The following is a 7,480-nucleotide window of genomic DNA, read 5'->3' as shown; positions in this document are numbered from 1 at the left end:
CCATCTTAAATTGAACAGAATAAGCCTCTTTGATTGTCTTTCTATTTAAACCGGCTGCGCCGTGTTTCTTGTATACGCTCACCCAATTTCTAAGCTGTGTACTTGACTTAATTCCATACTTGCTTGCCAATAACCTGTACCCGAGTGGCCCATCAAGATATTCCCGCACAACTTGAAGCTTAAATGTGGAACTATACTTTGCCATAATAAAACACCCCAAAAGTTAGATTTTTGACTCTAACTTTTGGGGTGCACTTCAGCCGTGCGGGTCTTTTTTGCTATATGGTTCAGACTGTCTGCCCTGCTTTCAGCATGCTGGTATATTCACGCAGCGAATGGGCTGAAAGTGGAGGCTCTTCCTCTGCCAGCAATCCTGCTGCAGCACGGAAGGTATCCAGACTGGTGAAATATGGCACCTGATGGCTGACCGCCAATTCACGGACAAGGAATCCTGCTTTCCCTTTTTCCCTGCCTACGCTTGGAATATTCAGCACGATATCCGGCACTATTTCCTGCCAGGCCTCTGTAATTTCCGCCTGGCCATCCAGAATCTGTTCCACATGAATCCCTTTACTCTCCAGGAATGATGCAGTTCCTTTAGTGGCAGTGATTTCCACGCCGGTTTTGATAAAATCTGCAAGCAGCTGGGCACTTTCTTCTTTCATCCGATCAGAGATGGAAACGAATAACCGGGTCGGTTTTCCAGGCTCTCGTTCCGGCATAATATTGCCAAATGCGGCATCCACTTTTCTTAGTGCTTCCTTTTCCGTATAGCCCAATCCGATAATCTCTCCGGTCGATTTCATCTCGGGCCCCATGACATGGTCGACCCCTTTCAGTTTATTCGCCGAGAATATCGGAGCTTTGACGGTATAGTAGGTCGGCTCCTCCAACAGGTCAAGCTGTTCGGTGATGCCCGCCAATGGAACGCCCAACTGAGCTTTCACCGCCCATTCAATCATCGGAACATCCGTCACTTTACTGAGGATCGGCACCGTTCTGGACGAACGAGGATTGACCTCGAGGACATAGATGGTTCCGCGGTCCAGAACAAACTGGATATTCATCATTCCAACCACCGGCAGTTTCCTGCTGATTTTCCGGGCGATTTCCACCATTTCCTGTTTCACTTCTTCGGTGAGTGTAACCGGCGGTAGATATGTCATACTGTCTCCTGAATGGACACCCGCCTTCTCGATATGTTCAAAAATGCCTGGCACCACGATGTCCTTTCCATCACTGATGACATCCATCTCACATTCCAAACCAGAGATATACTGGTCGATCAGCAGCGGCCATCCACGGCCATGGGTATCTTCCTGGATCCGTTTCAGGCACTTATCCAATTCTTCTGCGTTATAGCAGATGAACATCGATTGGCCGCCGATAACATAGGAAGGCCTGATCAGTACAGGAAAACCTAACTCATAGGCAGAGCTGGATAATTCCTTGGCATTATGGACGATATGCCCCTCAATATGTGCAATGCCCAATTCATCGAGAATATCATAGAATTGTTCTCGGTCTTCTGCACGATCGATATTTTCCGGTGTCGTTCCGAGCACCCGTACACCTTCTGCTTCCAGGTCATTCGCTAGATTGATTGCTGTCTGGCCGCCAAATTGGACAAGAACCCCTTCCACTTTTTCCTTTTCAATGACCGCAAGCACATCTTCCAGTGCCAAAGGTTCAAAATAAAGACGGTCGGCAATCGAGTAATCGGTACTTACTGTTTCCGGGTTATTATTGATGACCACCACTTCATAGCCCATCTGTTTTACAGCTAAGGCTGCGTGCACCGAGCAGTAGTCGAACTCCACTCCCTGCCCGATTCGGATGGGGCCTGACCCAAGCACCAGGATCTTTTTGCCGTGATCGTCAGGCACTTCATCCTGGCCCTGCCATGTGGAATAATAATACGGTGTAACGGCATCAAACTCGCCGGCACAGGTATCCACCAGTTTATATGCAGGTTGGATAGAATACTTCTTATATGCTTTTCTGACTTCTCTGGATGTCGTATCCAACAGTTCGGCAATCCGCTCATCACTTATGTTATAGCGTTTTGCTTCCCAGAGTTTTTCCAAGGATAGATGTGGCCAGCTGTCTTCCTGGAGATCTTTTTCACAGTCAATGATCCGTTGCAGCTTATATAGGAACCAATAATCGATTTCCGTGCAATCCTTCACCTTTTCCAACGTCCAGCCGCGTCTAATAGCCTCTCCCAGTGCAAACAGCCTTAAATCATTCGGGTTCTCCAGCAGTTCTTCCAAATCTTCCTCTGATTTGGACTCCATGCCAGGCCAAAGGAGACTATTCACATTCATCTCCAGGGATCTTAACGCCTTGTTCAATGCGCCTTCAAACGACCGGTCAATGGCCATGACTTCCCCGGTTGCCTTCATCTGTGTTCCTAACGTACGATCTGCTTCTGTGAACTTATCAAATGGAAAACGGGGCAGCTTCACTACCACATAATCCAATGCAGGCTCAAAGGAGGCAAAGGTATTGCCGGTAATCGGGTTAGGTATTTCATCAAGCATTTGCCCGGCCGCACACTTGGCGGCAATTCTGGCAATCGGATAACCGGTTGCCTTGGATGCAAGCGCCGATGAACGGCTCACCCTCGGGTTGACCTCAATAATACAATATTCATTGGACTCAGGGTGAAGGGCGAACTGGATGTTGCATCCTCCAACCACATCGAGAGCCCGGATGACTTTCAATGAAGCGGTTCGGAGCATCTGATACTGGACATCTGACAATGTCTGGGAAGGAGCCACGACAATCGAATCACCGGTATGGACACCGACCGGATCCATATTCTCCATATTGCAGACGATGATGCATGTATCATTGGCATCCCGCATCACTTCGTATTCCACTTCTTTCCATCCCTTGATGCTTTTTTCCACCAGCACCTGATGGATGGGGCTTAAGGAAAGGCCGCGCTTGAGCATGTGGGCCAGCTCTTCCCGATTATCGGCAAAGCCGCCGCCTTCTCCGCCAAGGGTGTATGCAGGACGGAGGATTACCGGATAGCCGATCTTGTCGGCAAAGTTGATTCCATCCTCCACTGTTTCTACGATTTCCGATTCGGCGATCGGTTCCTCGATATCAATCATCAATTGGCGGAATTCATCCCGGTCCTCCCCTTTCTTGATGGATTCAACAGAAGTGCCGAGTAATTCCACTCCATACTTTTCCAAAATTCCTTTTTCATACAAATCGACCGTTAGATTCAACCCCGTCTGTCCGCCCAGGGTCCCGATCATGCCGTCCGGCCGTTCCTTTGCAATGATGGTTTCAAGCATCTCCGTCTCCAGCGGCTCCATGTAGACATGATCGGCAATTTGCTTATCGGTCATGATGGTTGCCGGATTGTTATTAACGAGGACTACTTCCATCCCTTCCTCTTTCAATGCAAGGCAGGCCTGTGTCCCTGCATAGTCGAATTCTGCCGCCTGCCCGATGACGATCGGCCCTGAACCGATCACCAGCACTTTCTTCAGATTATTTTGCTTCTGCATATGCTGCCCCTCCTTTGGCATTGGTGACCTGCTGTATAAACTCCGTGAAGATATATTCTGTATCACTCGGGCCAGGATGGGCCTCTGGGTGGAACTGGACAGACTGGACAGGAAGGCTCACATGCCGTATTCCTTCCAAGGATTTGTCATTTACATTCCGGAACAGGACTTCAAATTCAGCGCTGTCCAGACTCTCTTCCTTCACGACGTAGCCATGATTCTGGGAGGTCATGCATACCTTGCCGGTTAATACATCCTTGACCGGATGGTTTCCTCCCCGGTGTCCGAATGGCATCTTTTCGGTTTCCGCTCCATAGGCGAGTGCGATCAACTGGTGGCCAAGACAGATTCCAAGGGTAGGGTAGGTTTCCGTCAATTCTTTAATTACCGGATAGATTCCCTTCAATTCCTCTGGATCTCCTGGTCCGTTGCTCAACACGATGCCATCCGGGTCGAGATTTTTGATCTGTTCAGCGGTAGTATGGTAAGGAACCACCGTTACCTTACACTCCTGTTTAAGCAGATAATCAAGAATGGACTTTTTATAGCCGAAATCCATCATGACTATATGCTGTTCTCCCTTTCCATACACTTCCGGCTCTGTGACCGACACCCCTCTTACAAGCGCACCATCGGGGTATTCGCCCCATCCGCTGATCTGCTTGTCGCTTGAGAAAACCAGTTTCCCCCGGACCGTCCGGTGTTTACGGATGGCAGCAACCAACGCCCTTGTATCAACCTGGGCCAAACCGGGAATTCCTGCTTTCTTCAACTCGGCAGAAAATGATGTCTCTGATTCATAATGGCTCGGTTCCTCACAGGCTTCACTTGATATTACTGCTGAAACGGCAGGTTGATTGCTTTCTTCATTATTTGCACTTATCCCGTAATTCCCGATCAGGGGATAGCAAAAAGTCAGGATCTGTCCGGCATAGGATGGATCTGTCAACATCTCCTGATACCCCGTCATGCTCGTATTGAATACAACCTCTCCTGCGATTTCCTTCTCCTCCCCAATCCAGTCGCCGGCAAATTCCTCGCCGGTTTCCAGTATGAGATAACCTTTTGTCATGATGTATCCCCCTCTGATTCCGATATATTCATAAAAGCTTTGGAAGCTTTCCAAATTTCCAGTGAATTATTCATTAGTATAAAACTACATCATTAATTATGCAAGTATATTTATTATATTTTTTGCATATTTATTCATTTTATATGTAACAGCATAATGGCCCGTTTCATCCATTCGCCTTCTTATGGGAAATATGGATCCTTAGCTAAGGGCGCCAGACAAGCGGCTACCCGACTTTGCTGCTGCTTTCTAAGGGAGGAATGTTTCCTGAAATATAAAACAGACCGGACATACGCATGCATGCCCGGTCTGTTATTTGCCCTCTTCTATATAATGTTTTTTCGCATCCCTGAACACCACATATTTCATCATAAAAAAACTGGCGGTGAAGGACATAGCCATGGCGATCCCCTTGGAGATGTTATAAAGCAGCCAGGAAGGTAAGCCGATCCATATCAATATCTCATTAAATACTAGGAACATAAGATTATTGACGCCAAGGCTAACGGCCCCCTGTACAATAAACAAGATGCGCTGCCTGCCGCTTCCTTTAGCGGACCTCCGGAATGTAAAACTTGCATTCCAAAAATAACTATTGGCCACTGCCAGTGTATAGGCTATGGTATTGAAAGCAATCAACCAGCCGCGCTCGTCCGTCTGAAAGAGGATCAGCAGCAGATTCAATGTTCCAATATCTATCGCCGCATTGGAAAAACCGATCATACTGAATTGAAGAAATTGAAATGGGCCTTTCTTTCGCTTTCCATTTTCCATCGAATCCCTCATGCCTGTCGCCAGTCGGAGTCATCTGCCGGATCAATCATTTCCTGTACTGATTCCGGCTGTCTTTCCTTTAGACTGCTCTAGCGATTCATCATTTATGTGTGCCACCTTTTGGTAAAGCTCGAGTGCCTGTTTCGACTGGATGTCCCAGCCCATTTCCGCAATATCCTGATGGGCGGCGGAAGACAGGCGCTTCCTTAATGTTTCATCCCTGAATTTCAGAACCGTCTCCTTAAAGTCATCCGGTCGATTTTTATCGTACAATAGGCCTGTCCGATAATCCTCGATCTGTTCACAGGTCGGTCCGCTCTTAGCAGCGACAATCGGAAGTCCGGAAGCCATGGCCTCCATAATCACCAGTCCCAAGGTCTCCGTAGTGGATGGGAATACAAACACGTCAGAAGAAGCGAACGCCTTCGCCAAGTCTTCCCCATGTAAGAAACCGGTGAATACAGTGTTCGTGTTGGAAAAATACTCTTCCAGCTCCTGGCGATGCGGTCCATCCCCAACTATTGCCAGCACAAACTCATCGGAGGCATCCAGAACCGATCTGATTTTCTCGATTTCCTTCTCTGCGGCCAGTCTTCCTACAAAGAGAAGGAGCTTTTTCTCCGGCTGCCCGCCGGAAAGCCTTTCCCTCATATCGGAGTCAAACCGGTCAGGATGGAACATTTCCGTATCGACACCGCGCTTCCATACATGCACATGATGGAAGTCCTTTTCGTCCAGTTCATCTTTGACAGCCTTTGACGTGCAGAGGTTCAAATCGGCTTGGTTATGTAGTTTACGAAAATACCACCAAAGCAATCCTTTAAACATACCGAGATTATAATAGTCCAAATATCTCGGGACATGCGTATGATAGGATGCCACCAATGGATACCCGAGCTGTTTTGCATAACGCACCCCTGATACTCCCAAGAGCGCAGGGTTGACTACATGGACGACATCCGGGTCATATTCCTTGAGCATTTTCCTCACCCTTCTAGTCGGCAGGGCGAATTTTTTCGACCGGTAAATTGGCAGGGTCCTTGGTTTTACACCGTCCACCTTCGCCCCTTCAAACTCATCCACTCCCAGATCAGGTGCAATGACACGGACATCATGGCCCTGGTGAAGGAAATACCTGATCGAATGAACCAAGCGGGTAACAACCCCATCTGTGGAAGGGAGGAATGTCTCGGTTATTATCGCGATTTTCATGGAAGCCACTTCCTTCCTTCGTGATTGATTATAGGAGAATTTGGTCTGTAAGAAAGAGGTTGGACATACGGTAAGCTGTTAGCTTAGGAAGGCGAAAATTAGTCCGAGGAAGAAACCTTCATATGTACAAATCTTTCCCGGTAAATTTTCAGGAGAGCTGGCTATTTAGCCAACCGCCCCCACTTTTATTCCCACTCCTATATTGTCTGCCGCCTCTTATTTTCTTGCCAAGCAGCAATTTCTTAACAATCCCTTATTCCCCGCCCTTATCTGACGTAAACATTTTTGACTCATTTGCTTAATGAGAAAGGACGGTTCGCTCCATACTGGCTGTGCTTCAATATGGAGCGAAGGCCGGCTTGTCTTAGACAGCGCTTTAGGTGAAAATTTCGCCAGACCTTGAGCGGGACATGATTGTTCCTAGTTATGGAATCACTCTTCACATTCTATGCGTTCTCTAACAATTTTCCTATTTACTTAAAAAAGTATCACTTAATTTTCCCTTTTGCAAACATTCCTTCCATTACAAAGAAAATGTTCTTCGCCGGTCTACAGAAACAGTGCCCGGCGACTTATATATTTATTCTTTTGTCTTATAAGAGAAAGGCCCGGACATAATCCAACTGTCCAACGCAACAGACAAGTGATCCGCCAACCAGCAGAGGAAATATGCGCAGACTCCTGCGGGAGTACAGGCCTAGGCGAGACAGCGCAGTGCGAAGCACAAGATGGCTCACCAGCCGCCCGCGGAAAGCGAAGCATATTTCCGCAGCGAAGGATTTATCTCCATATATTTTTTCTTTATTGTCTTATAAGAAAAAGATAAGGACATAATCCAACTGTCCAACGCAACAGACAAGTGATCCGCCAACCAGCGGAGGAAATATGCGCA

General features: G+C 47.6%; 5 protein-coding genes. All 5 read right to left on the bottom strand.

Annotation, left to right across the window (positions count from 1 at the left end):
- Nucleotides 1–205 (bottom strand): transposase (locus tag ACFODW_RS01860; protein WP_390302068.1); only part of this gene is annotated, 205 nt, incomplete at its 3' end.
- Between the two features lie 82 nt (nucleotides 206–287).
- The gene (gene carB, locus ACFODW_RS01855) at nucleotides 288–3,530 is read right to left on the bottom strand and encodes a carbamoyl-phosphate synthase (glutamine-hydrolyzing) large subunit (protein WP_390302065.1); all 3,243 of its coding nucleotides are present in this window, start codon (nucleotides 3,528–3,530) and stop codon (nucleotides 288–290) included.
- Entirely contained in the window at nucleotides 3,514–4,602 is a 1,089-nt protein-coding gene (locus tag ACFODW_RS01850) for a carbamoyl phosphate synthase small subunit (protein ID WP_390302063.1), read from the bottom strand. The genes carB and ACFODW_RS01850 overlap by 17 nt, the downstream gene beginning before the upstream one ends.
- A gap of 312 nt (nucleotides 4,603–4,914) precedes the next feature.
- Nucleotides 4,915–5,376, bottom strand: a complete 462-nt coding sequence (locus tag ACFODW_RS01845) for a GtrA family protein (protein WP_390302060.1) — start codon at nucleotides 5,374–5,376, stop codon at nucleotides 4,915–4,917.
- Nucleotides 5,377–5,418: 42 nt separating this feature from the next.
- Nucleotides 5,419–6,588, bottom strand: a complete 1,170-nt coding sequence (locus tag ACFODW_RS01840) for a glycosyltransferase family 4 protein (RefSeq protein WP_390302057.1) — start codon at nucleotides 6,586–6,588, stop codon at nucleotides 5,419–5,421.
- Nucleotides 6,589–7,480: the final 892 nt, after the last annotated feature.

This window comes from Virgibacillus sediminis (assembly GCF_042643265.1).
Classification (GTDB): domain Bacteria; phylum Bacillota; class Bacilli; order Bacillales; family Amphibacillaceae; genus Virgibacillus_O; species Virgibacillus_O sediminis.
This window is presented reverse-complemented; position numbering and strand designations above follow the sequence as displayed.

What these genes read in the sequence shown, in the direction of transcription:
- carB (WP_390302065.1), bottom strand. Translation starts at nt 3,530, where the DNA reads ATGCAGAAGCAAAATAATCTGAAGAAAGTGCTGGTGATCGGTTCAGGG.
- ACFODW_RS01850 (WP_390302063.1), bottom strand. Translation starts at nt 4,602, where the DNA reads ATGACAAAAGGTTATCTCATACTGGAAACCGGCGAGGAATTTGCCGGC.
- ACFODW_RS01845 (WP_390302060.1), bottom strand. Translation starts at nt 5,376, where the DNA reads ATGGAAAATGGAAAGCGAAAGAAAGGCCCATTTCAATTTCTTCAATTC.
- ACFODW_RS01840 (WP_390302057.1), bottom strand. Translation starts at nt 6,588, where the DNA reads ATGAAAATCGCGATAATAACCGAGACATTCCTCCCTTCCACAGATGGG.